This window comes from Zemynaea arenosa, from assembly GCF_004614185.1.
GTDB lineage: Bacteria > Pseudomonadota > Gammaproteobacteria > Burkholderiales > Burkholderiaceae_D > Telluria > Telluria arenosa.
The window spans coordinates 41,292-66,376 of record NZ_SPVF01000253.1 but is presented as its reverse complement, the minus strand read 5'-3'; the positions used below and the strand labels follow the sequence as shown (position 1 = coordinate 66,376).

Sequence of the window (25,085 nt, the reverse complement as noted above, 5' to 3'; positions counted from 1 at the left end):
GCCCTCATCGACGACGACACCCCCACGCCGCCGCACGCCCGCTTCGGCTGGTGGCGCTTCGTCCGCGCCAGCCTGCTGGGCATCGCGCTCGCAGCGGGCACCCTGGCCCTGCTGGCCATCGCCGACGGCCGGCATGGCACCTTGACCGCCATGGGCTGGCTGTTCACCAAGGCTGCCCTGCTGACCTTCGGTGGCGCCTACGCCGTGCTGCCCTACTTGTACCAGAATTCCGTGGACCGCTACTCCTGGCTCACCCCCACGCAAATGCTCGATGGCCTGGCGCTGGGCGAAACCACGCCTGGCCCGCTGATCATGATCGTCGCCTTCATCGGCTTCGTCGGCGGCTGGACGCACCACCCGCTGGCCGACCCGCTGGCATCCGCCATCGCCGCGGCCTGCATCGCCACCTGGTTCACCTTCGTGCCTTCGTTCGTGTTCATCCTCGCCGGCGGCCCGCTGGTCGAGTCCACGCGCGGCAACCTGCACCTCACGGCGCCGCTCACCGCCATCTCGGCCGCGGTGGTGGGCGTCATCCTCAGCCTGGCCATGATGCTGGGCGCCCACGCCATCCTCGGCCACAGCCTGGCGCCCGCTGCGATCTGCCTGGCCGCGCTGGTGGCGCTGGTGCGTTACAAGATCGGCACCATCACCCTGATCACCGCCAGCGCCGCCGCCGGCCTGCTCGCCCGCGCCGCCGGGCTGTAGGCAGGACCGCAGCCGATGCAATCCGCCCCGGCGTGCTATCGTAACGAAATGGCCGAACGAATCATCCTGCTGCACGAGGAGCGCGACCGCACACTCGCGGTCCCGCCGACCCTCGAAGCGCCAACCGGGCTGCTGTCCGACGCCCTCGCGCGCCCGCTGCACGACCTGCGCATCTCCATCACCGACCGCTGCAACTTCCGCTGCGTCTACTGCATGCCGAAGGAGGTGTTCGACAAGGACTATGCCTACCTCCCGCACAGGGACCTGCTCACGTTCGAGGAGATCACGCGCGTGGCCCGCCTGTTCGTCGCGCACGGCGTCGAGAAGATCCGCCTGACCGGTGGCGAGCCCCTGCTGCGCAAGGACGTCGAGCGCCTGATCGCCATGCTGCGCACCATCGAGACTCCGTCCGGCCGTCCGCTGGACCTGACCTTGACCACCAACGGCTCCCTGCTCGCCCGCAAGGCCCGCGCGCTGAAAGACGCAGGCCTGGACCGCGTGACCGTGTCGCTCGATTCGCTGGACGATGCTACTTTCAAGCGTATGAACGACGTCGACTTCCCCGTCTCCACCGTGCTCGATGGCCTGGACGCCGCGCATGCCGCGGGCCTCGGCCCCATCAAGGTCAACATGGTGGTCAAGCGCGGCTGGAACGACGGCGAAATCCTGCCGATGGCGCGCCATTTCAAGGGTTCCCCGTTCATCCTGCGCTTCATCGAATACATGGACGTCGGCGCCTCGAACGGCTGGAAGATGGACGAAGTGGTGCCCTCCGGCGAAGTGGTGCGCATCATCTCCGCCGAGCTGCCGCTGGTCCCCGCGGACCCCAACTACAGCGGCGAGACCGCGCAGCGCTGGCGCTATGCGGATGGTTCCGGCGAAGTGGGCGTGATCTCGAGCGTCACGCAAGCCTTCTGCGCCGACTGCACCCGCGCGCGCCTGTCGACCGAGGGCAAGCTGTACACCTGCCTGTTCGCCACCAGCGGCCATGACCTGCGCGCCCTGCTGCGCGAAGGCCGCAGCGACGCGGAAATGAGCGCCGCCATCACCCACCTGTGGCGCGCGCGGACCGACCGCTATTCCGAGACCCGCACCATCAACACCGAGGGCCTGGCGACCGGCGCCCGCAAGGTCGAGATGTCCTACATCGGCGGATGAATCATGACCCAGGCAGACATCACCGGACTGATACTCGCGGGTGGCCGCGGCACGCGCATGGGCACCGTCAACAAGGGCCTGCAGCCCTTCCGCGGCAGCACCATGGCCGCGCATGTGATTGAGCGTTTGCGCCCGCAGGTAGGGGCGCTGGCCATCAACGCCAACGACGACCTCGCGCGCTACGAAGCTTTCGGCGTACCGGTGCTGCGGGACACCACGCCGGGTTACGCCGGTCCGCTGGCGGGCATGGAAGCGGGCTTGCGCGCCTGCGCCACGCCGCTGATGCTGACGGCGCCCTGCGATTCGCCCTTCCTGCCCGCCGATCTGGCCGCGCGCCTGCTGGACGCCTTGCAGGCGCAGGGTGCGGACCTCGCGGTGGCCGTCACCATCGAAGGCAAGCGCCGCCAGCCCCACCCGGTGTTCTGCCTGATGCGGCGCGCACTGCTGCCCTCCCTCTCCGATTATCTGGCCGACGGCGGCCGCAAGATCGACGCCTGGTACGCGAGCCACAAGGTGGCCGAGGTGGTGTTCGAGGACGACGGCGCCTTCCGCAACATCAACACGCTGGACGAGCTGCAGGCGATGGGCATGCCCAAGCTGACGGACGTCACCAGCTGCCTGTCCGCCTACGACCCCGACGCCCTGCCCGTGCGCGATGCGCAGCGCATCATCCGCGAGTTCGTCACGCCCGTGCGCGCGGTGGAGCGCGTGGCCATCCGTGCGGCGCTGGGCCGCGTGCTGGCCGACGATCTGATCTCCCCGATCAACGTGCCCGCCCATGACAATTCGGCCATGGACGGTTACGCCTTCCGCGGGAGTGACCTGCGCGACGATGCGCCGATCACGCTCTCCGTGATCGCCACCGTGTACGCGGGACGGCCTTCGGATGCGGTGCCGGCCAGCGGCGAGTGCGTGCGCATCATGACCGGTGGCGTCATGCCGGATGGCTGCGACACCGTGATCCCCCAGGAGCACGTGGCGTCGACACATGAGCACAGCATCACCATCGCTCCCCGTACGCTGAAGCAGGGCGACAACCGCCGTTTCCAGGGCGAGGATCTCAAGGCCGGCAGCCCGGCCCTGAAGCGCGGCCGCATTCTGCGCCCGGCGGACCTGGGTCTCATGGCCTCCCTCGGCATGGCGGAAGTGCCGGTGCAGCGGCGCCTGCGCGTGGCCTTCTTTTCAACCGGCGACGAACTGCGCTCGATCGGCGAACCGCTGGACGAAGGCTGCGTCTACGACAGCAACCGTTACACCATCTTCGGCATGCTGCAGCGCCTCGGCTGCGACGTGATCGACATGGGCATCGTGCGCGACGATCCGCAGGCACTGGAAGATGCCCTGCGCAGCGCCTGCGAGAACGCCGATGCCATCGTCACCTCCGGCGGCGTCTCCGTTGGCGCGGCGGACTACACGAAGGAGGTCATGGCGCGCCTCGGCGACGTCACCTTCTGGAAGATCGGCATGCGCCCCGGCCGGCCGCTGGCCTTTGGCCGCGTGCAGTCGAATGGCCGCAGCGCTTTCCTGTTCGGCCTCCCCGGGAATCCGGTCGCCGTGATGGTGTCCTTCTACTTCTTCGCGCGCGACGCGCTGCTGCACATGATGGGCGCGCAGGCCCCGCTGCCGCTGCTGCGCGTGACATCCGCGGGCGCGATCCGCAAGAAGCCCGGCCGCACCGAATACCAGCGCGGCATCCTGTCGCCCGACGGGCGCGAAGTGCGCATCACCGGCTCCCAAGGCTCAGGCATCCTGCGCTCAATGGTCGAAGCCAACTGCATGGTGGTGCTGCACGATGAACAAGGCAATGTCGCCGCGGGCGACGAGGTCGACGTACTGCTCTTCGAAGGACTGGTCTGATGACGCAAAGCGCACTGTCGAAAAAGCTGAAGATGAAGCCGGGCGCGAAGGCGCTGGTGCTGAACGCGCCGGCGGGCTACGCGGCCGAGCTGGAGCCTTTGCCGGAAGGCGCCACCCTGGCCGCCAAAGGCAAAGGCCCATTTGACTTCGTGCAGGTCTTCGCCCGCAACCGCGCGGAGATGGCCACGCTGGCGCATGACGGCGCGGCGGTCCTGGCGCCGCAGTCGGTGCTGTGGCTGTGCTTCCCCAAGGGCTCGTCCAAAATCCAGACCGACCTCACTCGCGACACCGGCTGGGACGTGATCGACACGCTGAACCTGAAGTACGTGACGCTGGTCTCGGTGAACGACACCTGGTCCGCCTTCGCGCTGCGCCCCTACAAGCCGGGCGAACAGGCCAAGGAGTCGAACCGCATTGCCGAGCGCATGAAAGCATAGTCATTCCGCCAGCTTTTGCCCCGCGCCAGCGGCGTCCTGCCCGGGCGAGTATAATGACGTCATCACCTCTTCCGCGCCGCCGGCTGGCACCGGTCTTCGCGCGGTCCTGAACCCCCGTCTTATCGCCAGCACGCACGCTCTCCGCTCCCGCCGCGGCAACGTGCCGAATCCTTAGCATACCGCGTGTGGAGTGCTGCCGCCCGCTCTGAATGGAGGCCCATGGCCAAAGAAGAACTGCTTGAAATGAATGGACTGGTGCAGGAAGTCCTGCCCGATTCGCGCTACCGCGTCGACCTGGAAAACGGCCACAAGCTGGTCGCCTACACCTCCGGCAAAATGCGCCAGCACCACATCCGGATTCTCGCGGGCGACCGCGTGACGCTCGAGATGTCGCCGTATGACCTCTCCAAGGGCCGCATCACCTTCCGGCACCTGGACAAGAAAGGCCCGGCTCCGGCCCGCGGCACGTTCCGCCGCCGCTGACCGCAGGCGCCGTCATCCCTGTGTGGGGTGGCGGCAGAAATTTTTTTGAAAGTACTAGGCGAATTGAACCAAAGCCTGTATATTCAACTCCGCACTACATCAAGACGTCGTTATTGCTGGTTTCTCTCCTGTCTTGCTCGGTCCCGAGCCATTCCCGTTTGATTCCCCGTTAGTACTTTCTCTTGGTCGCACGTGCGCTCCAGGGCGCGAGCCCTTACATATCAACGCAATCAAAGGAAATAGACATGACTACTCAAACCGGCATCGTCAAATGGTTCAACGACTCCAAGGGCTTCGGCTTCATCACCCCGGACCAGGGCGGTGGCGATCTGTTCGCGCACTTCTCGGACATCCAGTCGGATGGCTTCAAGAGCCTGGCCGAAAACCAGCGCGTCTCGTTCGAGCGCATGAACAGCCCGAAGGGCGAAAAAGCCGGCAACATCCGCCCGCTGTAATCGACCTTCTTCCGGCCGCACCACGCAGATAGCATGGGCGGCCACCTCGGTAGCGCGGCGGCACCCTGCAGATAGCATGGGCCCCCGCGCTCCCCGCAAAAGAGACCGCTCGCATTAGCCAGCGGTTTTTTTTCGTCCGGAGGATAGGGCCGCCGCGCCGCCCCATGCGTTATTCAGTGTCGTCGTCGCTGGGAGCGGTGCCGAGCATGAGCTGCGCGGCTTCGCTGGGGAGCGCTTCCACCGACTTGAGCTTGCGGGCCATCTGGCGGCTGCGGGTCTCCGCGTTTTCGATGTTGCGGGCGGCCTTTTCCAGCGTTGCCTTGGTGGTCGCAAGGACATCGCCGAACTTGGTGAACTCGGTCTTCACCGCGCCCAGCACCTGCCACACCTCGGACGAGCGCTTCTCCAGCGCCAGCGTGCGGAAGCCCATCTGGAGGCTGGACAAAATCGCCAGCAGCGTCGATGGCCCGGCAATCGACACGCGCAAGGTGCGCTGCAGATCGTCGGCAAGGCCCGGCCGCCGCATCACTTCCGCATACAGCCCTTCGGTCGGCAGGAACAGGATCGCAAAGTCGGTGGTGTGCGGCGGCGCGAGATACTTCTCGCAGATGGTCTTGGCTTCGCCGCGCACGGAGCGTTCCAGCTCGCGCCCGGCCAGCGCCACGCCATCGGCATCCGAGCGGTCGGCCGCTTCCAGCAGGCGCTCGTACTGCTCTTTGGGGAACTTGGCGTCGATGGGCAGCCACATGGGCGCCCCGCCCTCGCTGGCCCCCGGCAGCTTGATCGCGAACTCCACGCGCGCGCCACTGCCAGAGATGGTTTCCACGTTCTTCGCATACTGGTCGGCGGTGAGCATCTGCTCCAGCAGCATCTCCAGTTGGACCTCGCCCCAGGTGCCGCGCGTCTTCACGTTGGTGAGCACGCGCTTGAGGTCTCCCACGCCGACGGCCAGCTGCTGCATCTCGCCCAGGCCCTGGTGCACCTTTTCCAGCCGCTCGGACACCTGGCGGAAGGATTCGGTCAGGCGCGTCTCCAGCGTCGCATGCAGCTTCTCGTCGACGGTGCGGCGCATTTCATCCAGCTTCGCCGCGTTGTCAAGCTGCAGGTCGCGCAGCTTGTTCTCCAAGGTGAGACGCACTTCCAGCATGCGCTGCGCATTCGATTCGCGCATCGCCTCCAGCGCCTGGATCGTGGCCCCATGCGCTTGCGCCAGTGCCGCGCTGACTTCCTGCCGCGTGGACTGGGCGCTCAATTGCAGGTTGCGTTCAATGCGGTCGAAGCGCTCGGTCTCGATGGTGCGGCCGACGCGGGTACGCAGCAGCTGCGCCACCTGCAGCGCGGCCACCACCAGCACCACGAAGAGGATCAGGAGTTCGCCCGTGGTCATATCAGTCAGGCGCCTGGGTCATTCAGGTTTATTCCGCATCCAGTCCGCCGTCCCGTAGAACGACTCCATGAGCCGCACGCGCAAGCCCTCGTCGATGCCGACGTCCTCCATGGCCCACGCCATCGCGCGCAGCCACTGATCGCGTTCGCTGGTGCCGATCGCGAACGGGAGGTGGCGGGCGCGCAGGCGCGGATGCCCATAGCGCTCGATGAACAGGTCCGGACCGCCCATCCAGCCGGACAGGAACATGAACAGCTTCTCGCGCGAGCTGTCGTTGGGCTTGGGGTGCAGCGCGTGGATGCCCGCGAACTCGGGCTCCAGCTCCATCAGGTCGTAGAAGCGGTCGACCAGTTCGCGCAGCTTTTCCGCGCCGCCGATGACCTCATACAGGGTCTTCGATTCAGAGGATTCCGTCATCCCTCCATCATACCAGCGCCAGGCGGCTGCGGCGGCGGGTGGACGACCACTGCGCCAGGCCGACTTCGTCCCGCATGTCCGCGCAAGCGTCCACTAGCCGCATTACGTCGCTGTCGGTCATGCTGGAGTTGAGCGTCAGGCGCACCATGGCGCGGTTCCGCGCGGTGGCGGGTGCGAAGAACACGGCGCCGTAGATCCCGCGCTTGTCCAGCGCATTGCGCAGCACCAGCGTCGCCGGTTCGGTGCCGGCTTCGAGGGCGATGATCTGCTCAGTGCCTTCGGCGATGTGGTAGCCCAGCGCCGTCAAGGCGCCGCGCACTTCGCGGGTGCGGGCGGCCAGCGCGGCGCGGCGGTCGTCGGCGGCGCGAATGAAGTCCAGCGCCACCTCGAACCACGCGAGCTCGTGGCGCAGCAGGCAGGAACTGAAGATGGCCGGCCGGGACGCGGACTGGAAATAGCTCTTGAAGTTGTCCGGGCAGGCGATGAACCCGGCGCGCCCCGCGAACGCCTTGGCCAGCGAGGCGGTGCGGAAGTGGACGCGCTGTTCCAGGCCCAGCTCCACCACCAGACCCGCGCCCTGCGGCCCGTGGGTGCCCAGTGAATGCGATTCGTCCACCACCAGGATCGAGCCGGTGTCCTCGGCCGCATCGGCCAGCGCGGCCAGCGGCGCCACGCTGCCGTTGGTGCTGTATACGCTGTCCACCACGATCACGCCCGGCCCGTGGCGGGCGATCTGGCGCCGCAAGTTGTCGACGTCGTTGTGCAGGAAGCCGACCGCCTCGGCCTGCGCGCTCTGCACCCCGTCCCACAGGGAGGCATGGGCCAGCATGTCGAGGTAGACCGGCACGCCGGGCGCGGACAGGGCCTGCATCAGCCCGACGTTGGCGGTCCAGCCGGACTGGCACAGGATGCCATCGGCCGCGCCCACGTAGTCGGCCAGGCGGCGCTCCAGGCGGAACTGGGCACAGCCAGGCTGGAGGAACACGGCGGACATCAGCAGGCTGCCGCCACCGCCACCGAGCACATCCGCCTGCGCCTGGGCCAGGGCGCGCTCATTCCCCAGGCACAGGTAGTCGTTGCCTGCCAGCATCAGCGCATCGGCGCGCGCCGGGGTCCACACGTGCAGCGGCGCGCCGCCATGCAGGCGTCCCACCCGGTCTTCGTACCACTCCTCCATGCGCTGGGTGACAAACCCCGGCAGAAGGGGGTTCGAGGACGGCGTCGGCAGGACGCGGGCGGCAGCTTGGGTCATGTTTGTTCTCCACGGAAAAGAAAATCCATTGTGCGCAGAACTGTTGTGTCAAGAGGTTGAAACAAACGCACGATTGATTTACCTCAAGCACTGCATCGTGGAACTGCGACACGATGTAAGAACATTGAGAAAAGTCAATTCGTTATTTGATCAGGAACGTACGCAACAATGCAGCCGACTGTCGTGCCCGCGCTGGGAGCGCTTGTGAACCGAATCCGAAGCACGTCCACCCACTGGCTGCTGCGCTACGAACGGGAGTTCGACCACGAGACCGTCCGCATGGTGCTGCTGGCGTGGATCGGCATCATCGGCATGCCGCTCTACTACGTCATCTGGACCTGGATCTTCCCGCAGGAGTACGAAAGCATCGCGCTGCGCAGCGGCGGCTTCGTACTGTGCCTCGGCCTCGCCCTGGGTCTGCGGCGGATGCCTGAGCGGGTCCAGCGCGTGTATGCGTTCGTCACGGTGACCTACACGCTGCCGTTCCTGTTCAGCTTCATGTACCTGATGAACCATGGCGCGGCGGTCTGGAGCCAGTCTTTCCTGGTGGCGCTGATCCTGCTCTTCCACTTCGATACCGCGATGGCCTCTGTGTCCCTGGTGCTGGGCACGGCCTGCGCGGTGGCCCTGTTCTTCGCCACGGGCGATCACAGCTTCCTGTCCCATCCCGACGTCCTGGAACAGCTGCCGATCGCGCTGTTCACGGTGCTGGTGGTCTCGATCGCCAAGCTGGGGCGGCGCATGATGGCGCAGGAGAAGCTGGCCGGCATGGCGCACGGTCTGGCGACCGTGTCGCACGAGCTGCGCACGCCGCTGCTGTCGGTGGAGGCCAATGTGCGCGGCGCCAACCGCCTGCTGGCGCGCGACGGCGACCACGTGGATATGGCAGTGCTGGGCGAGGCCCTCTCGCGCATCCAGTTTGAGGTGCGCCACATGAACCACATCGTGGACCTGTTCCTGCTCTCGGCCACCGCGGTGCAGCGCAAGCTGGAGCCCAACGAGCACCTGTCCATGCGCGAACTGGTGGAAAGCGCCCTGTCCCGCTACCCGTTCGCGACCCAGGCGCAGCGCGAGGCGGTCAGCATCAAGGTGCGCTCGGACTTCGTGTTCGCGGGCCAGCGCGAGCTGGGCGTGGTGGTAATCCTTAACCTGCTGCGCAATGCCCTCAAGGCCCTGCAGCGTGCCGGCAAGGGGCGCGTGCGGCTGGTGGTGGACGGCCAGCGCGCCACCCCGCGCCTGCTGGTGATCGACAGCGGCTGCGGCATTCCGCGCCGCGACCTGGCCAAGATCTTCAAGCGTTTCTACACCAGCGGCAGCGGCGGCGCCGGGATCGGCCTCACGCTGTGCAAGGACATCCTCGATGCCTGGCAGGCCAGTATCCGCTGCGTCTCGCGCGAGCTGGCCTATACTATGTTCGTGCTCGAGTTCCCGCCGCCGGCCAGGATGGCCGCGCTACCAAGGAGATCCGACTGATCATGCCCGTATCCCTGCCCGTCTTCCAGCATCCGACGCTGACCGTCCTTGTCGACGACAGCGACAGCTTCCTGCGCAGCCTCTCGTTCCAGCTGGACCCGAACATCGCCTGTTGCGCTTTTGCGGACACCCGCGCGGCGCTGGAGTGGCTGCGGCGCCACGCGCAGACCGCGCACTGGCCCGCCACGCAGATCGTGCCCACCTTCGACACCAGCGCGCGTCCGCTGGAGCAGTGCGGGATCGCGGTCGACATCAACGAGATCTACCGCGTGAGCTTCCGGCCGGAGCGCTTCATGACGCCCTCGGTGGTGGTGGTGGACTACTCCATGCCGCAAATGAACGGCATCGAATTCTGCAAGGCGATCTCGCATCTGGCCTGCAAGAAGATCCTGTTCACCGGCGCGGCCGACGAGAAAATCGCAGTGGACGCGTTCAACCGCGGCCTGATCGACCGCTACATCAAGAAGAGCGACGACGACGCGCTGGAGCGGCTGGAAGTGGAAGTGCGCCAGCTGCAGGCGCGCTACTTCGCCGAGCAGTCCGATTCGCTGCGCGACGTGCTGGTGCTGAACGGCTTCGGCTTCGTGTACGACCCGGCGTTCACGCACCTGGCGCGCGAGGTTTCGGGGCCGCTCGGCATCGTGGAGCACTACCTGTACCCCAACCCTTCCGGCCTGCTGATGTACGACGCCAACGGCGTGGCGCGCTTGCTGGTGGTGGAGACCGATGCCAGCATGCGCGCGCACATCGAGGTGGCGCGCGACTCGAAGGCCCCGCCCTCGCTGGTGGCGGCGCTGGAGGCGCGCAAGATCGTCCCCTTCTTCCATGGCGACGACGGCATGTACTCGGACGACGTCGGCGACGACTGGCTGCGCTACTGCCAGGGCGCCAACATCTGCCAGGGCGTGCAGCGCTATTACTGGGCCCTGTTCGACCTGCCGCCCGGCTACCTGCCCGAGACCGTGCGGCCGTTCAGCGACTTCCTGCTCGATCAGGCCTCGCGCAGGGTTTGCAGCGGCGGCTGATTCAGCACGTTGCGCAGCCCCAGCCAGCCACCGAACACCGCGCACGCCGCGCCCACCACCAGGCCCACGCCCCACACCACGGGGCTGAAGCTCCATTCGAACTTGAACTGGTAGGTGGCCAGGGCCCACCCCAGGGCCGCGGCACCGGTCGCGGCCAGCAGGCCCGCCAGCCCCCCCACCAGCGCGAACTCGATCCACTGCGCACGCGAAAGCTGCCTGCGCGTGGCGCCCAGGGCCCGCAGAAGGCCTGCTTCGCGGCGCCGCTCGTCGGTGGAGCTCATGAGGGCCGCGTACAGCACCAGCAGGCCGGAAGCGAGCGTGAACGCGAACAGGAACTCCACCGCCTGCACCACCTGGTCCAGCACATCCTGCAGCTGGCGGATGATCGCGGAGACGTCGATGATGGTCAGGTTGGGGTAGTCGCGCGTGAGCTCATTGGTCAGCTCCGTGGCGCGCGGCGGCTGGTGGTAGGCCGTCATGTAGGTGGTCGGCGCCTCGGCCATCGCGGCGGGATTGATGATGACGAAGAAGTTGGCGCGCATCGAACCCCATTCCAGCTTGCGCAGGCTGGTGATGGTCGCTTCCACCACCTGGCCGGCCATGTCGAAGCGCAGCTTGTCGCCAAGCTTCCAGCCCAGCGTCTTCGCGATGCCCTGCTCCACCGAGGCTTCCGCGCGGCCGGGCTGGTCCACATACCACTGGCCCGCGACGATGCGGTTGGTGGCCGGCATGTCCTTCATGGTGGAGAGATTGAATTCGCGTTCGGCCAGGCCGCGCGCGCGCCCTTCGGCATAGGTCTGGGCGGTGATGGGCTTCCCGTTCACGGCGACCAGGCGCCCGCGGATCATCGGGTACAGGGTGGCCTCGGGCACCTGTGCGCGCGCGAGCTGGCGCGCCACGCCATCCCTTTGGTCCGGACTGATGTTGATGATGAAGTGATTCGGCGCGTCCGGCGGTGTGGCCTGGCGCCAGGCGGCGAGCAGGTCGCCGCGCACCACGGTCAGCACCAGCAGCGCCATCAGGCCGAGCGCCAGCGACACCACCTGCACCACGGTGGCGCCCGGGCGCCGCTGCAGGGAGGTGATGGCGAAGCGCCAGGACTGGCTGGACGAAGCCCCGCGCAGGCGCCGCAGCAGCACCAATCCGCCCCACCCCACAAGCGCGAACAGCCCGAAGCCGCCGAGGAAGCCGCCCGCGATGATGCACGCGAGCTGCAGATCCCCCGCCTGCCACAGGAGCAGCGCGCCGAAGGCCAGCGCCCCGACGCCATAGGTGGCCAGCACCATCGGCTGCGGGGCCGCCTGCTCGCGCCGGATCACACGGTTGTGCGGCACGTTGCGCAGCTGGAGCACGGGCGGCAGCGCAAAGCCGAGCAGCAGGACCATGCCGGTGGCGAGACCATGCGCGGCGGGCACCCAGGACAGCGGCGGCAGCTCGGTGTTGATCAGCGGGGCCAGCGAGGCGGCCAGCACGTAATGCGCGCCCAGGCCCACCAGCACGCCGAGCACCGAGCCGGCCAGGCCGACCAGCAGGAACTCGACCAGGTACATGAGCGCGACCTGGTTCTGCGTCATGCCCAGGCAGCGCAGCATGGCGCAGGCGTCCAGGTGGCGCAGCATGAAGCGGCGCGCGGCCATGGCCACCGCCACCGCCGCCAGCAGCGCGGACATCAGCCCGACCAGCGACAGGAAGCGCTGTGCGCGGTCGATGGTGTTCTGCATGTCCGGCCGCGCATCGTCGAGCGTTTCGATGCGCACACCGCGCACGTTGTCCGCCTTGACCCGGTCGCGCAGCCACTCGGCGTAAGCCGCGACCGGGCGCATGTCGTTGATGTCCTGCGCCGCCACCTGCATCCGGTACGACACGCGCGCGCCGGTGGCCACCAGCCCGGTCTCGGGCAGGTCGTGCAGGGAGAACAGCACGTGCGGCGCCAGGCTGGCCATGGTCGGACCACGGTCCGGTTCCTGCGCGATCAGCTGGGCCACGCGGAAGGTCTTGTCGCCCAGCTTGACCTGATCGCCGACATGGATCTTGAGGGCGCCCAGCAGGGACGGGTCGAGCCACACCGTGCCGCGCCGCGGCTCGTAGCTCACGGCCTGGCCGATGCCGTTGAGGGCATCCTCCCGGCTGGTGGTGACCTTCATGCGTCCGCGCAGCGGGAACAGTTCGGACATCGCCTTGGCCATGATGAGCTGCGAGGCCGACTGCTCGCCCTCCCCGGCTTGCAGCATGCTGGGGAAGTTGACGCTGTCCGCCAGCAGCAGGTGGCGGCGCAGCGCTTCCTCGCGCCACTCCAGCGGCACCGGCCCATCGCTGTTGACCAGCATGTCGGCGCCCATCAGCTGGTGCGCGTCGCGCTCCAGGCCGGAGCGCATGCGCTCGACGAAGAAGCCGACCCCGCACAGCGCCGACACGGCCACGATCAGCGCCACCAGCAGGAAGCGCAGCTCACCCGCGCGCCAGTCGCGCAGGGTCATACGGAAAGCCTGTCTCACATGACTCATCATCAGGGCATCACTTCCCGGAAGTACGCATCGACTTCGCCGAGATAGCGCTGTTTGGTGGCGTCATCGAGGAAGGCCGCGGCGAAGCTGTTGCGGGCCAGGCGCTGCGCGTGGGACAGGCCAAGGGGCAGCGCATCGAAGGCGGCTTCGAAGTTCGCATTCATGTAGCCGCCGAAGTAGGCCGGGTCGTCCGAGTTGATGGTGACCGCCAGCCCGGCATCGAGCAGGCGCAGCAGGTTGTGCTCATCCATGCGGCCGAACACGCACAGCTTGATGTTGGAGAGCGGGCAGACCGTGAGCGCCATCTGCTCGCGCGCCAGTCGCGCGGTCAGCTCCGCGTCCTCGATGGCGCGCACGCCGTGGTCGATGCGCTCCACGTGCAGCACGTCCAGCGCGGAATGAATGTAGGCCGGCGGCCCTTCCTCGCCCGCATGCGCGACCAGGTGCAGGCCCAGCTCACGCGCCTGTGCGAATACGCGCGCAAATTTCTCGGGCGGGTGGCCGACTTCGGAGGAATCGAGGCCCACGCCGATGATCTTGTCCAGGTGCGGCCGCGCCATCTCCAGCGTCTGCAGCGCCGCCTCTTCCGACAGATGGCGCAGGAAGCACATGATCAGGGTGGCGCTGATCGGCCCTTCCGCGCAGGCGCGGTGGATGCCGTTGATGACCGTCTCGAACGGCACCCCGCGGCCGGTGTGCGTCTGGGGGTCGAAGAAGATCTCGGCATGGCGCACGTTGTCCGCGGCGGCGCGGCGCAGGTAGGCCATGGTCATGTCATAGAAGTCCTGCTCGTGCAGCAGCACGCTGGCGCCGGCGTAGTAGACGTCGAGGAAGGATTGCAGGTCCGTGAACGCGTATGCCGCACGCAACTCTTCCACCGACTGATAGGCCAGCTGGACAGCATTCCGTTGCGCCAGCTCAAAGATCAGCTCGGGCTCCAGAGACCCCTCAATATGGATATGTAATTCAGCTTTTGGCATGCCGCGGACAATGCCGCGCAACTGCTCGTTCATCATGGTGATTCCTCGATATCCAGACCTGGGTAGCGCAGTGTAGCGCATGCCCGCCAATCGCCTCGGAGCACCCCGAATGCGAATCGGAAAGAGTGTAAAACATGTTTCGCGTGCGCCAGTCGGGCTGAAGATCGGGCAATATCGAATCAGGCTTTTGGATTGATGCATCGCTATCGCGGGCGACGCTGCAACTGGCTGCACAACGGCTGGGTTACGCCATCAGTAAGAGTCGGGATTTGACACACGATCCGCGCCAATCGAATCGGTCTTTTTTCATATTAATCAATGACTTACGGCAGTTACAAATGCTCACTAGGGATTGCTTTGACTTCAGCAACCAATAGGCACATAATCAATTTCACAGGCGTAAGAAGACGTTGATACAACGCGCAAATCCCGGACAAAACCGGGCAAAAAAATACCATCCATATTCGATTTTTGTTGCCGACTTTGTAAAGCAGGGTTGGTCCGAAACCGAATATCGGCTCAAGAAGAAGGAGTACGCCCACGACCAGGTGCCGGTCAGCATGCCAGAGTGCGTTCGACTGCCGACGACAGTGATGAGTTTTTCTTAAAGAGGACATTCATATGACCATTTTTGACAACTACGCTGCGCGCTACGAGCGTACTCGCGAAGAGGAGTACTCCCTCTCCGAGTACCTCCAGCTCTGCAAGAAGGACCCGCTGACCTATGCCAGCGCGCCTGAGCGGATGCTGGCGGCGATCGGGGAACCGACGCTGATCGATACGCGCAACGATACGCGGCTGTCGCGCATCTTCGCGAACAAGGTCATCAAGATTTACCCGGCATTCAAGGACTTCTACGGCATGGAAGAAGTCATCGAGCAGGTCGTGTCCTATTTCCGCCATGCCGCGCAAGGGCTGGAAGAGCGCAAGCAGATCCTCTATCTGCTGGGGCCGGTCGGCGGCGGCAAGTCGTCGATCGCCGAGAAGCTCAAGCTGCTGATGGAACAGGTCCCCTTCTACTGCCTGAAGGGGTCGCCGGTGAACGAGTCCCCGCTGGGCCTGTTCAACGAAGACGAAGACGGCCAGATCCTCGAAGAGGACTACGGTATCCCGCGCCGCTACCTGCGCGGCATCCCCAGCCCGTGGGCGGTCAAGCGCCTGCACGAGTACGGCGGGGACATCAACAAATTCCGCGTGGTCAAGCGCTACCCGTCCGTGCTCAAGCAGATTGCGATCTCGAAAACCGAGCCGGGCGACGAGAACAACCAGGACATCTCCTCCCTGGTCGGCAAGGTCGACATCCGCAAGCTCGAGGATTACGCCCAGGACGACCCGGACGCCTACAGCTATTCCGGTGGCCTGTGCCTGGCCAACCAGGGCCTGATGGAATTCGTGGAGATGTTCAAGGCCCCGATCAAGGTGCTGCACCCGCTGCTGACCGCCACGCAAGAAGGCAACTACAAGGGCACCGAGGGCTTCGGCGCGATCCCGTTCGAAGGCATCATCCTGGCCCACTCCAACGAGTCGGAATGGAAGACCTTCCGCAACAACCGCAACAACGAAGCCTTCCTGGACCGGATCTACATCGTCAAGGTGCCCTACTGCCTGCGGGTGCAGGACGAGGTCAAGATCTACGACAAGCTGCTGCGCAACTCGTCGCTGGAAAAGGCGCCCTGCGCGCCCGGGACCCTGCGCATGATGGCGCAGTTCGCGGTGCTGTCGCGGCTGAAGGATCCGGAAAACTCCTCGATCTTCTCCAAGATGCTGGTGTACGACGGCGAGAACCTGAAGGACACCGACCCGAAGGCCAAGTCGATCCACGAGTATGTGGACTACGCGGGCGTGGACGAGGGCATGAACGGCCTGTCGACCCGCTTCGCTTTCAAGATCCTGTCCAAGGTCTTCAACTTCGACAACACCGAAGTGGCGGCCAATCCGGTGCACCTGCTGTACGTGCTGGAGCAGCAGATCGAGCGCGAGCAGTTCCCGCCCGAGACCGAGCAGCGTTACTTCTCCTACATCAAGGAGCACTTGGCGCAGCGCTATGTCGACTTCATCGGCAAGGAGATCCAGACGGCCTACCTGGAGAGCTATTCCGAGTACGGCCAGAACATCTTCGACCGCTACGTGACCTTTGCCGACTTCTGGATCCAGGACCAGGAGTTCCGCGACCCGGACACCGGCGAATCGTTCGACCGCGAGCAGTTGAACTCGGAACTGGAGAAGATCGAGAAGCCGGCCGGCATCTCGAACCCGAAGGACTTCCGCAACGAGATCGTCAACTTTGCGCTGCGGGCGCGGGCGACCAACGGCGGCAAGAATCCGGCCTGGACCAGCTACGAGAAGTTCCGCAACGTGATCGAGAAGAAGATGTTCTCGAACACCGAGGAGCTGCTGCCGGTGATTTCGTTCAACGCGAAGGCCAGCGCCGAAGACGCCAACAAGCACGCCGACTTCGTCGCGCGCATGGTGGAGAAAGGCTACACGGCCAAGCAGGTCCGTTTGCTGTGCGAATGGTATCTGCGTGTGAGGAAGTCGTCGTAAGCGGCTAATATAAGGTGACGGCGCCGCGCCCGCGTTTCACCGCAGCGGGCGCGGCGGGCCGCGCCAACAGAAGCAGGAGGCCCGTTTTGACTTACCTCATCGACCGACGCTTGCAGGGCAAGAACAAGTCAGCAGTCAACCGCGAGCGCTTTCTCCGCCGCTACAAGGCCCAGATCAAGGACGCGGTCGGCCGCGCCATCAAGGGCCGCTCGATCACCGACATCGAGAACGGCGAGAAAGTCTCCATCCCCGTCAAGGACGTGAACGAACCGCACTTCGGCCATGCCCATGGCGGCGTGTGGGAAACCATTAACCCCGGCAACACCGAGTACCAGAAGGGCGACCAGTTCAACCGGCCGCGCGGCGGCGGAGGCGGTTCCGGCCGCGGGCGCGCCGGCAACAGCGAGCAGACCACCGAGGACGACTTCATCTTCGAGCTCACCCGCGAAGAATTCATGAACTACTTCTTCGAGGACCTCGAGCTGCCGAACATGATCAAGACGCAGCTGACCTCGACCGTCGAGTTCCGCACCCAGCGCGCCGGCTACAACATCAGCGGCACGCCGTCCAACATCCACGTGCTGCGCTCGCTGCGCGGCGCGCTCGGCCGGCGCATCGCCGTCGGCGGCAAGCCCAAGCGCGAAGCGGCGCTGCTGGAAGAAGAACTGGCCGAGCTGCGCGAGCAGGGCGTGCCGGAAGAAGACACCCGCGTCATCGAACTGAAGGACCGGCTGCGCCACCTGCACACGCGGCTGCTGGCGATTCCGTTCATCGACCCGTTCGACCTGCGCTACTCCAACCGCATCAAGGTACCCAAGCCGAGCACCTCGGCGGTGATGTTCTGCATCATGGACGTGTCCGGCTCCATGGACGAGCAGCGCAAGGACACCGCCAAGCGCTTCTTCATCCTGCTGTACCTGTTCCTCAAGCGCGTGTACGAGCACATCGACGTGGTCTTCATCCGCCACCACACGGCGGCGGCGGAAGTCGACGAGAACGAATTCTTCCACTCGCGCGAGTCGGGCGGCACGGTGGTATCGTCGGCGCTGCACCTGCTGGCCAAGATCATCCAGGAGCGCTACCGCGGCGGCGACTGGAACAGCTACGTGGCCCAGGCCTCGGACGGCGACAACTGGGACAACGATTCGGTGCTGTGCAAGCAGCTGCTGACCAACACCATCATGCCGCTGGTGCAGTACTACACCTACGTCGAAATCACCGACGGGCCGCCGCAGAACCTGTGGGAGCAGTACTCCGAGGTGAAGGACCACCATCAGAACTTCGCGATGCAGAAGATCGTCACCCCGGCCGACATCTATCCCGTCTTCCGTGAGCTGTTCAAGAAGCAGCCCAAATAGCAGGTAAACCCCATGCCCAAAGATCCCCCGAATCCCCGCGCCTTGCCCGAACAGTCGGAGTGGACCTTCGACCTGATCGAGCAGGCGCATGAAGAAATCCGGCGGGTGGCCAGGAATTTCGGCCTGGACACCTATCCCAACCAGCTCGAGATCATCACCGCCGAGCAGATGATGGATGCCTACACGTCCGTCGGCCTGCCGGTGTCCTACCACCACTGGTCGTTCGGCAAGCACTTCCTGGCCACCGAGAAGAGCTACAAGCGCGGCCAGATGGGCCTCGCCTACGAGATCGTCATCAACAGCAATCCCTGCATCGCCTACCTCATGGAGGAGAACTCGCTGACCATGCAGGCGCTGGTGATCGCGCACGCGGCCTATGGGCACAACTCCTTCTTCAAGGGGAACTACCTGTTCCGCACCTGGACCGATGCGGATGCGATCGTCGACTACCTGGTGTTCGCCAAGAACTACATCGCCGAGTGCGAGCAGCGCTACGGCATCGACGAGGTGGAGCTGCTGCTGGACTCCTGCCACGCGCTGCAGAACTACGGCGTGGACCGCTACAAGCGTCCGGCCAAGCTCACCCTGGCGCAGGAGAACGCGCGCCGCAAGGAACGCGAGGAGTACGCCCAGTCCCAGGTCAACGAGCTGTGGCGCACCCTGCCCTACCGCGAGGAAGGCGTGCCGGAGGCGCGCATCCCGCGCTTCCCGCCCGAGCCGGAAGAGAACCTGCTGTACTTCATCGAGAAGTACGCGCCGCTGCTGGAACCCTGGCAGCGCGAGATCGTGCGCATCACGCGCAAGATCTCGCAGTATTTCTACCCCCAGCGCCAGACCCAGGTGATGAACGAAGGCTGGGCCACCTTCTGGCACTACACCATCCTGCAGCAGCTGTACAAGGAAGGCATCGTGGGCGACGGCTTCATGCTGGAGTTCCTGCAGAGCCATACCAACGTGGTCTACCAGCCGCCCGCCACCAGCCCCTACTACAACGGCATCAACCCCTACGCGCTCGGCTTCGCGATGATGACGGACATCCGCCGCATCTGCGAGGACCCGACCGCCGAAGACCGGGAGTGGTTCCCCGACTTCGCGGGCAAGGACTGGCAGAAGACGCTCGACTTCGCGATGCGCAACTTCAAGGACGAGAGCTTCATCGCCCAGTACCTGTCGCCCAAGCTGATCCGCGACTTCCACTTCTTCGCCGTGCTGGACGACGACCGCAGCGACAAGCTCACCATCTCGGCGATCCACGACGAAGCCGGCTACCGCTACGTGCGCAACCAGCTGGCCGAACAGTACAACCTCGGCAACCGCGAGCCCAACATCCAGGTGTGGTCTGTGAATACCCGCGACGACCGCGCCCTGACCTTGCGCCACACGCAGTTCAACCGGCGGCCGCTGAATGCCCAGGCCAACGAGGTCCTCAAGCACGTGGCGCGCCTGTGGGGCTTCGACGTGCGGCTCGAAACCTGCGACCCGCAGGGCAATGTGGTGAGCACCCTGGAGTGCCGGCGCGAGAAGCGCAACCGGGCGTTCTGACGCGCGCGCTGCAGCGCATCCCGCCGCGCGCTGGACCGGTCGGGCAGCGCCCGCGGACGCGTGCTTGAAACGTGCGCTGCCCCAAAACCGTTTGTTATATCGTCAATGGTATAAAGTCAATAACGAGCCCGCATAACGCGGCGCATCCGGATGCAGTTTTTGGCCCCGCCGCAGCCCGCTTGAGCTGCATCAGCGGACCGGTCTGAACCCGCCTCCACCGCTCCAGTCCAAGCTAGGTCGCATGCATATACGAGCTGCCCGCGCCGGTCCGCGGTACGACGAACGGACCCTACGGGCAAACGATTTCCTGCGATTTTCTCGAGATTGAAATTGGCACGCGAACACCCATTCTTTGCAAGCTCGTGCAGGCCGCCTAACACGGACTTTCGGCCCCCGTTTTGATGGCTAAAAAAGTATGTGAAAAAAAGAATTCGTAGGTATAATTCCCCGACGTCCCGAACCCGGCGGGTGGTTTGCCGTGTTTTGTGGGTTTAAGCAGCAGCAAAAAAAAGTAGGTACTGGAGAAAGCAGGCATGAATTTTTCGCACGATAAGAAGGCTGGTCGGAACTGGACCGGCATCGCCATCGTGGTCGTTCTGCACATCATCGTCGGCTACGGGATCATTCAGGGTCTCGGCAAGCGGATGATTGCGAAGATCAATGAAGCGGTGGAGACGAAGATCATCGAGGACGTGAAACCACCTCCTCCCAAAGAGATTCCGCCGCCGCCGCCGCCGCCGGAAATGAAGGCCCCGCCCCCGCCGTTCATCCCGCCGGTCGAGGTCAACGTGCAGCAGCCGCCGCCGCAGAACAACCCGATCGCCGTGGCCACCACGGCCAAGCCGGCCAATACCGATATCCGCCCGGCCCCGCCGGCGCCGCCTGCCCCGCCGGCCGCCAAGCCGGTGGTGTCGAACGTGCCCGCCGTGGTCGACTTCAATACCTGCGCCAAGCCGGAGTACCCGAAGAACTCGCAGCGTAACGAAGAAACCGGCACCGTCGTCCTGCAGTTCCTGATCAGCCAGGACGGCGCCGTCAAAGAGTCGAAGATCCAGAAATCCTCGGGCTTCCGTGACCTGGATCGCGCAGCGCAGACTGCTCTCGGCCGCTGCCGCTTCAAACCCGGCATCGTCGATGGCAGGCCGCAAGAAAGTTGGACAAGCGTGCAGTACGTTTGGACGTTGGATTAATAAACCCGGGGCGGACCACCGCCCCACAGCAAGAGTTTCGTTGTCGATACGTTCAGCGAACTGTTTATTTTATTTTTGGAGGAAGCATGTTTAAGAATTCCCGTTTGTCCGCGATCCTGGCGGCAGTCCTGTTCTCGGTGTCCGCTGCCGGCGCCCTGGTGTCCGCACCGGCGACCGCGCAGGAGGCATCGGCTCCGGCCGCCTCCGCGCCCGCGGCTGACGCCCAGCCGGCTGCCACCGACGCTGCCGCCGCTCCGGCGGCCCCGGCTGTCGCAGCCGAGAAAAAGGAAGAAGCGCCTAACCCGTACGGCATCACCGCCGCCTGGGAATCGGGCCCGGTGCCGAAGGCCACCATGATCATCCTGTCGATCATGTCGATCGGCTCCTGGTACATCATCATCACCAAGCTGCTGGACCAGATGAAGATCTTCAAGCAGGCGAAAGAGACCCAGGCCAAGTTCTGGAAGGCCAACTCGATCGCTGCCGGCGCCGCCACCCTGAAGGATGGTTCGCCGTTCCGCTTCATCGCTGAAACCGGCACCAAGGCCATCCAGCACCACGACGGCGCCCTGCTCGAGCAGATCGACCTGTCGACCTGGGTCACCATGTCGATCCAGCGCGCGGTGGACAAAGTCCAGTCGCGTCTGCAAGACGGCCTGTCGTTCCTGGCCACCGTCGGTTCGACCGCACCGTTCATCGGTCTGTTCGGTACCGTGGTCGGTATCTACAACGCACTGACCAACATCGGTATGACCGGTAACGCGTCGATCGACAAAGTGGCCGGCCCGGTGGGTGAAGCCCTGATCATGACCGCCTTCGGTCTGCTGGTCGCAGTGCCGGCCGTGCTGGGCTACAACTGGCTGGTGCGTCGTAACAAGGCGGCGATGGAAGATGTCCGTTCGTTCTCGGCTGACGTGCACTCGGTGCTGGTCTCCGGCGCCATGTCCACCTCGGAAGCTGCCCGTGCAGCCGCTGGTGCTAAAAAGGTTGGCTAAATCATGTCGATGAGCGTAGGCGGAGGCGACTCCGACGGCGAAGATCAAGTCATGTCTGAAATCAACACGACGCCCCTCGTGGACATCATGTTGGTTCTGCTGATTATCTTCCTGATTACGAGCCCGGTCGTGCTGCACCTTCAGAAGATCAACCTGCCGGCGGAAGAAAACATGCCGGTCAAGACGACTCCTGAAGACGTGAACATCGTGGTGAATAAAAACGGCGAGTTCTGGCTCAACCAGACCAAGCTGGCCGATACCGACGCCCTGTTCGAGCTGCTGAAGAAGGAAGCCGTGAAACTGCCCCAGCCTGTGGTGCACGTGCGCGGCGACCAGGATACGCGCTACGAATTCGTGGGCAAGGTGATCTACACCGCGCAGCGCGCCGGCATCCAGAAGGTCGGTTTCATCACGGAACCGCCGGACAAGGCTTAAGGCCGGATGCGGGCGAGGCCGTTACGGCCCTCGCCCGCTTTAGTCAAGTAAAGGATTTCTTCATGAGTATGAGCGTTGGTAACGCCGGCCCCAGTGCCGAGCCGGAACCGATGATGGAAATGAACATGACGCCGATGATCGACGTCCTGCTCGTTCTCATCATTCTGCTGATTATTACCATCCCGAAGGCGAACCACGCGGTCAACCTGAACATGCCGACGCCGAACAACGCGCCGCCGCCGGACAAGGAGCCGGTGGTCGTGACGGTCGACGTGGACTTCGACGGGACCATCCTGTGGGACAACCAGGTCATCAACAACCGCCAGGAGCTGGAAGCGAAACTGGCGAATGTCGCGGCCCAGGCCGATCAGCCGGAAGTGCACTTGCGTCCGAACAAGCTGGTCCCATATAAGGTCGTGGCAGGCGTGATGGCTTCGGCCCAGCGTCTGGGTGTGACCAAGATCGGTATGGTTGGTCAAGAACAGTTCCAGTAAAACTGTGTAACCCCGCAAATAGGCAGGCCAATCCCCTGCCTATTTCGTTTTATAGGTGAAAGATTTTCAAATGGCAAAATTCCGTCTCGCCCACCTCGGCCTTGCGATGGCCGCACTGAGCTTCACTGCGGCGACGCCGCTGTTCGGCCTGTCGTCGGCCTACGCCGCGGAGAGCGTCCGCCCCGAAGTCGGCAAGCCGCTGCAGGAAGCGCAAGCGCTGATCAAGGCTGGCAAGAACAAGGAAGCGCTGGCCAAGCTGCGTGAAGCGGACGCTGCCGCAGGCAAGAACGCCAATGAATCGTTCCTGGTCGACCGCGTGCGCGCCTCCGCCGCGATGGGCGCCGGCGACTACGACCTGGCCGCCAAGACCTTCGAAGAGCTGATCGCCTCGGGCCGCCTGTCGGCCAAGGAAAAGGAATCCTTCTCGGAAGGTCTGATCGGCATCTACATGCGCGCCAAGGACTACGGCAAGGCCAACGCCGCCATCCAGCGCCAACTGAAAGAACACTACGATCCGAAGCTGCAGGCCTACCTGCTGCAGAACTACTACGCACAAGGCAACACCGCCGCCGTGCTGGACGCCGTGCGCGCCGAAGAGAAGGCCGGCCGCGTCCCGTCGGAAGACATGTACGGCATGGTCGCCAACCTGCAGAACAAGAGCGGCGACAAGAACGGCTACGTGCAGACCATCGAGAAGCTGGCCGCCCACTACCCGAAAGAGCGCTACTGGCAGGATCTGCTGAACCGCGTGCAGGGCAAGAGCGGCTTCTCGTCGCGCCTGGCCGTGGACGTGTACCGCCTCAAGCTGGCCAACAACCTGATGAAGAAGCCGAGCGAGTACCTGGAAATGGGCCAGCTCGTGCTGCAGGCGCGTGCGCCGGCGGAAGCACAGAAAGTCGTGGCCGCAGGCTACAAGGCCGGTGCCCTGGGTGTCGGTTCCGACGCCGCCCGTCACCAGCGCCTGAAGGACCTGGCCGACAAGGACGCCGCTGAGCAGGTGAAGAACGCCGCCGCCCAGGAAGCCTCCCTGAACAAGGAGAAGGATGGCGACGGCCTGGTCGCGCTGGGCTACGGCCTGGTGCAGGCTGGCCAGACTGACAAGGGCCTCAAGATGATCGATGCCGCTATCAAGTCCGGCAACGTCAAGAACGTCGAAGAAGCCAAGCTGCACCAGGGCGAAGCCTACCTGGCGGCCGGCAACAAGGCGAAGGCCATCCAGACCTTCAAGACCGTTGGCGGCAACGACGGTTCGGCCGACCTGGCCCGCTACTTCATTATGACCGCCAAGTAATCGGGCGCGCTCATCCTCAAAACGCCGCCCGCGCAAGCCGGCGGCGTTTTGTTTTGTCCGGCGGACCGGCGCCCAGTGGCGGCGCCCCCGAAGCCGCCCCTTTCTCTAGGTATAATTGCTCTTTTAGGTACCCCGAAGCCTCCATCGCATGCAAGTCTTCCGCGGCCTCCCCAACGACCGTGCCCGCGCCCCCTGCGCGCTCACGATCGGCAACTTCGACGGCGTCCATCGCGGCCACCAGGCCCTGCTGGCGCACGTGCGCGCCGCCGCCGACCGCATGAACCTGGAAGCGGCGGTGATGACCTTCGAGCCGCATCCGCGCGAGTTCTTCGCGCAAAAGATGGGCGACCTGTCCAGGGCGCCCAGCCGCATCGCCAACTTGCGCGACAAGCTCGGTTCGCTGCAGCGGGCCGGCATCGACCGCGTGATCGTCGAACACTTCAACGCCCACTTCGCGTCCATGAGTCCGCAGGAGTTCACCGAACGGATCCTGGTGCAGGGCCTGCACGTCAAATGGCTGATGGTCGGGGACGATTTCTGCTACGGCGCCAAGCGCGCCGGCAACGTCGCCATGCTGGCCGAGGCCGGGCGCGAGTTCGGCTTCGAAGTCCACACTCTGCCGACCGTGATGCACGGCGACGTGCGCATTTCCAGTTCGGCCGTACGCGCGGCGCTGGCCGAGGGCGACTTCGTGCAGGCCAAGGAATTGCTCGGCCATGGCTATGCGATGTCCGGCCACGTCATCCACGGCGCCAAGCTGGGCCGCACGCTCGGGTTCCCGACGCTCAACCTGCGCGTGGCGCACCGCCCGGCGCTGTGGGGCGTGTTCGTCGTGCAGGTGCACGGCCTGGCCGAGCGGCCCGTGCACGGCGTCGCCAGCCTCGGCGTGCGCCCCACGGTGGAAGACTCCGGCCGCATGCTGCTGGAAGTCCACCTGTTCGACTGGAGCGCAGCCTGCTACGGCAAGCTGGTGCGCGTCGAGTTCCTGCAAAAAATCCGCGATGAGGAAAAGTACGATGGCCTGGACCCGCTGGTCGAAGCCATCCGCAACGACGCCGCCATTGCCCGCCGCTATTTCGAAAATACACACACTGCCTGATGGA

At 64.9% G+C, this 25,085-nt stretch carries 22 protein-coding genes; 17 read left to right on the top strand and 5 right to left on the bottom strand.

Annotation, left to right across the window (positions count from 1 at the left end; translation table 11 throughout):
- The 6 genes from E4L96_RS20535 to E4L96_RS20510 form a co-directional block, all read left to right on the top strand.
- The coding region (locus tag E4L96_RS20535; protein ID WP_135209078.1) for a chromate transporter at positions 1–705 on the top strand (705 nt) is incomplete at its 5' end.
- Positions 706–753: 48 nt separating this feature from the next.
- Positions 754–1,863, top strand: a complete 1,110-nt coding sequence (gene moaA, locus E4L96_RS20530; protein ID WP_135209077.1) for a GTP 3',8-cyclase MoaA — start codon at positions 754–756, stop codon at positions 1,861–1,863.
- 3 nt (positions 1,864–1,866) lie between these two features.
- Positions 1,867–3,720, top strand: coding sequence for a molybdopterin molybdotransferase MoeA (moeA, locus tag E4L96_RS20525; RefSeq protein WP_135209076.1), 1,854 nt, complete (start codon positions 1,867–1,869; stop codon positions 3,718–3,720).
- The gene (locus tag E4L96_RS20520) at positions 3,720–4,157 is read left to right on the top strand and encodes a hypothetical protein (RefSeq protein WP_135209075.1); all 438 of its coding nucleotides are present in this window, start codon (positions 3,720–3,722) and stop codon (positions 4,155–4,157) included. The genes moeA and E4L96_RS20520 overlap by 1 nt, the downstream gene beginning before the upstream one ends.
- Positions 4,158–4,376: 219 nt before the next feature.
- On the top strand, positions 4,377–4,640 hold the full coding sequence (infA, locus tag E4L96_RS20515) for a translation initiation factor IF-1 (protein ID WP_135209074.1): 264 nt from the start codon (positions 4,377–4,379) through the stop codon (positions 4,638–4,640).
- A 245-nt stretch (positions 4,641–4,885) separates the two neighbouring features.
- Positions 4,886–5,095: a cold-shock protein gene (locus tag E4L96_RS20510; protein ID WP_135209073.1), complete on the top strand. Its 210-nt coding sequence runs from the start codon at positions 4,886–4,888 to the stop codon at positions 5,093–5,095.
- Between the two features lie 169 nt (positions 5,096–5,264).
- On the opposite strand, the gene E4L96_RS20505 is transcribed toward E4L96_RS20510, so the two are convergent.
- From E4L96_RS20505 to cqsA, 3 genes are read right to left on the bottom strand one after another with little or no spacing between them, the layout of a single operon-like run.
- Positions 5,265–6,482, bottom strand: a complete 1,218-nt coding sequence (locus tag E4L96_RS20505; RefSeq protein WP_135209072.1) for a DNA recombination protein RmuC — start codon at positions 6,480–6,482, stop codon at positions 5,265–5,267.
- Positions 6,483–6,500: 18 nt separating this feature from the next.
- Positions 6,501–6,899: a group II truncated hemoglobin gene (locus tag E4L96_RS20500; RefSeq protein ID WP_135209071.1), complete on the bottom strand. Its 399-nt coding sequence runs from the start codon at positions 6,897–6,899 to the stop codon at positions 6,501–6,503.
- Positions 6,900–6,906: 7 nt separating this feature from the next.
- Positions 6,907–8,151, bottom strand: coding sequence for an alpha-hydroxyketone-type quorum-sensing autoinducer synthase (cqsA, locus tag E4L96_RS20495; RefSeq protein WP_135209070.1), 1,245 nt, complete (start codon positions 8,149–8,151; stop codon positions 6,907–6,909).
- 204 nt (positions 8,152–8,355) lie between these two features.
- On the opposite strand from cqsA, the gene E4L96_RS20490 reads away from it, so the two are divergent.
- The gene (locus E4L96_RS20490) at positions 8,356–9,624 is read left to right on the top strand and encodes a sensor histidine kinase (protein WP_229414655.1); all 1,269 of its coding nucleotides are present in this window, start codon (positions 8,356–8,358) and stop codon (positions 9,622–9,624) included.
- A gap of 2 nt (positions 9,625–9,626) precedes the next feature.
- Positions 9,627–10,649: a response regulator gene (locus tag E4L96_RS20485; protein ID WP_135209068.1), complete on the top strand. Its 1,023-nt coding sequence runs from the start codon at positions 9,627–9,629 to the stop codon at positions 10,647–10,649.
- On the opposite strand, the gene E4L96_RS20480 is transcribed toward E4L96_RS20485, so the two are convergent.
- Together E4L96_RS20480 and E4L96_RS20475 are read right to left on the bottom strand one after the other, a co-directional pair.
- Complete coding sequence (locus tag E4L96_RS20480) at positions 10,616–13,126, bottom strand: ABC transporter permease (protein ID WP_135209067.1); 2,511 nt, start codon at positions 13,124–13,126, stop codon at positions 10,616–10,618. The two genes, E4L96_RS20485 and E4L96_RS20480, sit on opposite strands and share 34 nt — an antisense overlap.
- 29 nt (positions 13,127–13,155) lie before the next feature.
- Positions 13,156–14,169, bottom strand: coding sequence for an adenosine deaminase (locus tag E4L96_RS20475; protein WP_135209066.1), 1,014 nt, complete (start codon positions 14,167–14,169; stop codon positions 13,156–13,158).
- A 585-nt stretch (positions 14,170–14,754) separates the two neighbouring features.
- Here E4L96_RS20475 and E4L96_RS20470 point away from each other — a divergent pair.
- The 9 genes from E4L96_RS20470 (at position 14,755) to E4L96_RS20430 (ending at position 25,081) form a co-directional block, all read left to right on the top strand.
- The gene (locus E4L96_RS20470; protein ID WP_135209065.1) at positions 14,755–16,677 is read left to right on the top strand and encodes a PrkA family serine protein kinase; all 1,923 of its coding nucleotides are present in this window, start codon (positions 14,755–14,757) and stop codon (positions 16,675–16,677) included.
- An 86-nt stretch (positions 16,678–16,763) separates the two neighbouring features.
- Positions 16,764–18,035, top strand: coding sequence for a YeaH/YhbH family protein (locus E4L96_RS20465; protein WP_135209064.1), 1,272 nt, complete (start codon positions 16,764–16,766; stop codon positions 18,033–18,035).
- Positions 18,036–18,047: 12 nt separating this feature from the next.
- The gene (locus tag E4L96_RS20460) at positions 18,048–19,577 is read left to right on the top strand and encodes a SpoVR family protein (RefSeq protein ID WP_135209063.1); all 1,530 of its coding nucleotides are present in this window, start codon (positions 18,048–18,050) and stop codon (positions 19,575–19,577) included.
- Positions 19,578–20,110: 533 nt separating this feature from the next.
- Positions 20,111–20,767, top strand: coding sequence for an energy transducer TonB (locus tag E4L96_RS20455; RefSeq protein WP_135209062.1), 657 nt, complete (start codon positions 20,111–20,113; stop codon positions 20,765–20,767).
- Positions 20,768–20,853: 86 nt separating this feature from the next.
- Positions 20,854–21,762 (top strand): MotA/TolQ/ExbB proton channel family protein, encoded by a 909-nt coding sequence (locus E4L96_RS20450; RefSeq protein WP_220433461.1) that lies wholly within the window; start codon positions 20,854–20,856, stop codon positions 21,760–21,762.
- 3 nt (positions 21,763–21,765) lie between these two features.
- Complete coding sequence (locus tag E4L96_RS20445) at positions 21,766–22,197, top strand: ExbD/TolR family protein (protein WP_135209061.1); 432 nt, start codon at positions 21,766–21,768, stop codon at positions 22,195–22,197.
- A gap of 62 nt (positions 22,198–22,259) precedes the next feature.
- The gene (locus tag E4L96_RS20440; RefSeq protein WP_181017630.1) at positions 22,260–22,691 is read left to right on the top strand and encodes an ExbD/TolR family protein; all 432 of its coding nucleotides are present in this window, start codon (positions 22,260–22,262) and stop codon (positions 22,689–22,691) included.
- Between the two features lie 70 nt (positions 22,692–22,761).
- Positions 22,762–23,982, top strand: a complete 1,221-nt coding sequence (locus E4L96_RS20435) for a tetratricopeptide repeat protein (protein ID WP_135209060.1) — start codon at positions 22,762–22,764, stop codon at positions 23,980–23,982.
- A gap of 148 nt (positions 23,983–24,130) precedes the next feature.
- A complete protein-coding gene (locus E4L96_RS20430) occupies positions 24,131–25,081 on the top strand; it encodes a bifunctional riboflavin kinase/FAD synthetase (RefSeq protein ID WP_135209059.1) in 951 nt (316 codons plus the stop codon).
- Positions 25,082–25,085 lie beyond the last annotated feature (4 nt).

Bases quoted from the DNA above. Each gene is read 5' to 3' on its own strand.
- moaA (WP_135209077.1), top strand. From the start codon at position 754: ATGGCCGAACGAATCATCCTGCTGCACGAGGAGCGCGACCGCACACTC.
- moeA (WP_135209076.1), top strand. From the start codon at position 1,867: ATGACCCAGGCAGACATCACCGGACTGATACTCGCGGGTGGCCGCGGC.
- E4L96_RS20520 (WP_135209075.1), top strand. From the start codon at position 3,720: ATGACGCAAAGCGCACTGTCGAAAAAGCTGAAGATGAAGCCGGGCGCG.
- infA (WP_135209074.1), top strand. From the start codon at position 4,377: ATGGCCAAAGAAGAACTGCTTGAAATGAATGGACTGGTGCAGGAAGTC.
- E4L96_RS20510 (WP_135209073.1), top strand. From the start codon at position 4,886: ATGACTACTCAAACCGGCATCGTCAAATGGTTCAACGACTCCAAGGGC.
- E4L96_RS20505 (WP_135209072.1), bottom strand. From the start codon at position 6,482: ATGACCACGGGCGAACTCCTGATCCTCTTCGTGGTGCTGGTGGTGGCC.
- E4L96_RS20500 (WP_135209071.1), bottom strand. From the start codon at position 6,899: ATGACGGAATCCTCTGAATCGAAGACCCTGTATGAGGTCATCGGCGGC.
- cqsA (WP_135209070.1), bottom strand. From the start codon at position 8,151: ATGACCCAAGCTGCCGCCCGCGTCCTGCCGACGCCGTCCTCGAACCCC.
- E4L96_RS20485 (WP_135209068.1), top strand. From the start codon at position 9,627: ATGCCCGTATCCCTGCCCGTCTTCCAGCATCCGACGCTGACCGTCCTT.
- E4L96_RS20480 (WP_135209067.1), bottom strand. From the start codon at position 13,126: ATGACCCTGCGCGACTGGCGCGCGGGTGAGCTGCGCTTCCTGCTGGTG.
- E4L96_RS20475 (WP_135209066.1), bottom strand. From the start codon at position 14,169: ATGATGAACGAGCAGTTGCGCGGCATTGTCCGCGGCATGCCAAAAGCT.
- E4L96_RS20470 (WP_135209065.1), top strand. From the start codon at position 14,755: ATGACCATTTTTGACAACTACGCTGCGCGCTACGAGCGTACTCGCGAA.
- E4L96_RS20460 (WP_135209063.1), top strand. From the start codon at position 18,048: ATGCCCAAAGATCCCCCGAATCCCCGCGCCTTGCCCGAACAGTCGGAG.
- E4L96_RS20455 (WP_135209062.1), top strand. From the start codon at position 20,111: ATGAATTTTTCGCACGATAAGAAGGCTGGTCGGAACTGGACCGGCATC.
- E4L96_RS20450 (WP_220433461.1), top strand. From the start codon at position 20,854: ATGTTTAAGAATTCCCGTTTGTCCGCGATCCTGGCGGCAGTCCTGTTC.
- E4L96_RS20445 (WP_135209061.1), top strand. From the start codon at position 21,766: ATGTCGATGAGCGTAGGCGGAGGCGACTCCGACGGCGAAGATCAAGTC.
- E4L96_RS20440 (WP_181017630.1), top strand. From the start codon at position 22,260: ATGAGTATGAGCGTTGGTAACGCCGGCCCCAGTGCCGAGCCGGAACCG.
- E4L96_RS20435 (WP_135209060.1), top strand. From the start codon at position 22,762: ATGGCAAAATTCCGTCTCGCCCACCTCGGCCTTGCGATGGCCGCACTG.
- E4L96_RS20430 (WP_135209059.1), top strand. From the start codon at position 24,131: ATGCAAGTCTTCCGCGGCCTCCCCAACGACCGTGCCCGCGCCCCCTGC.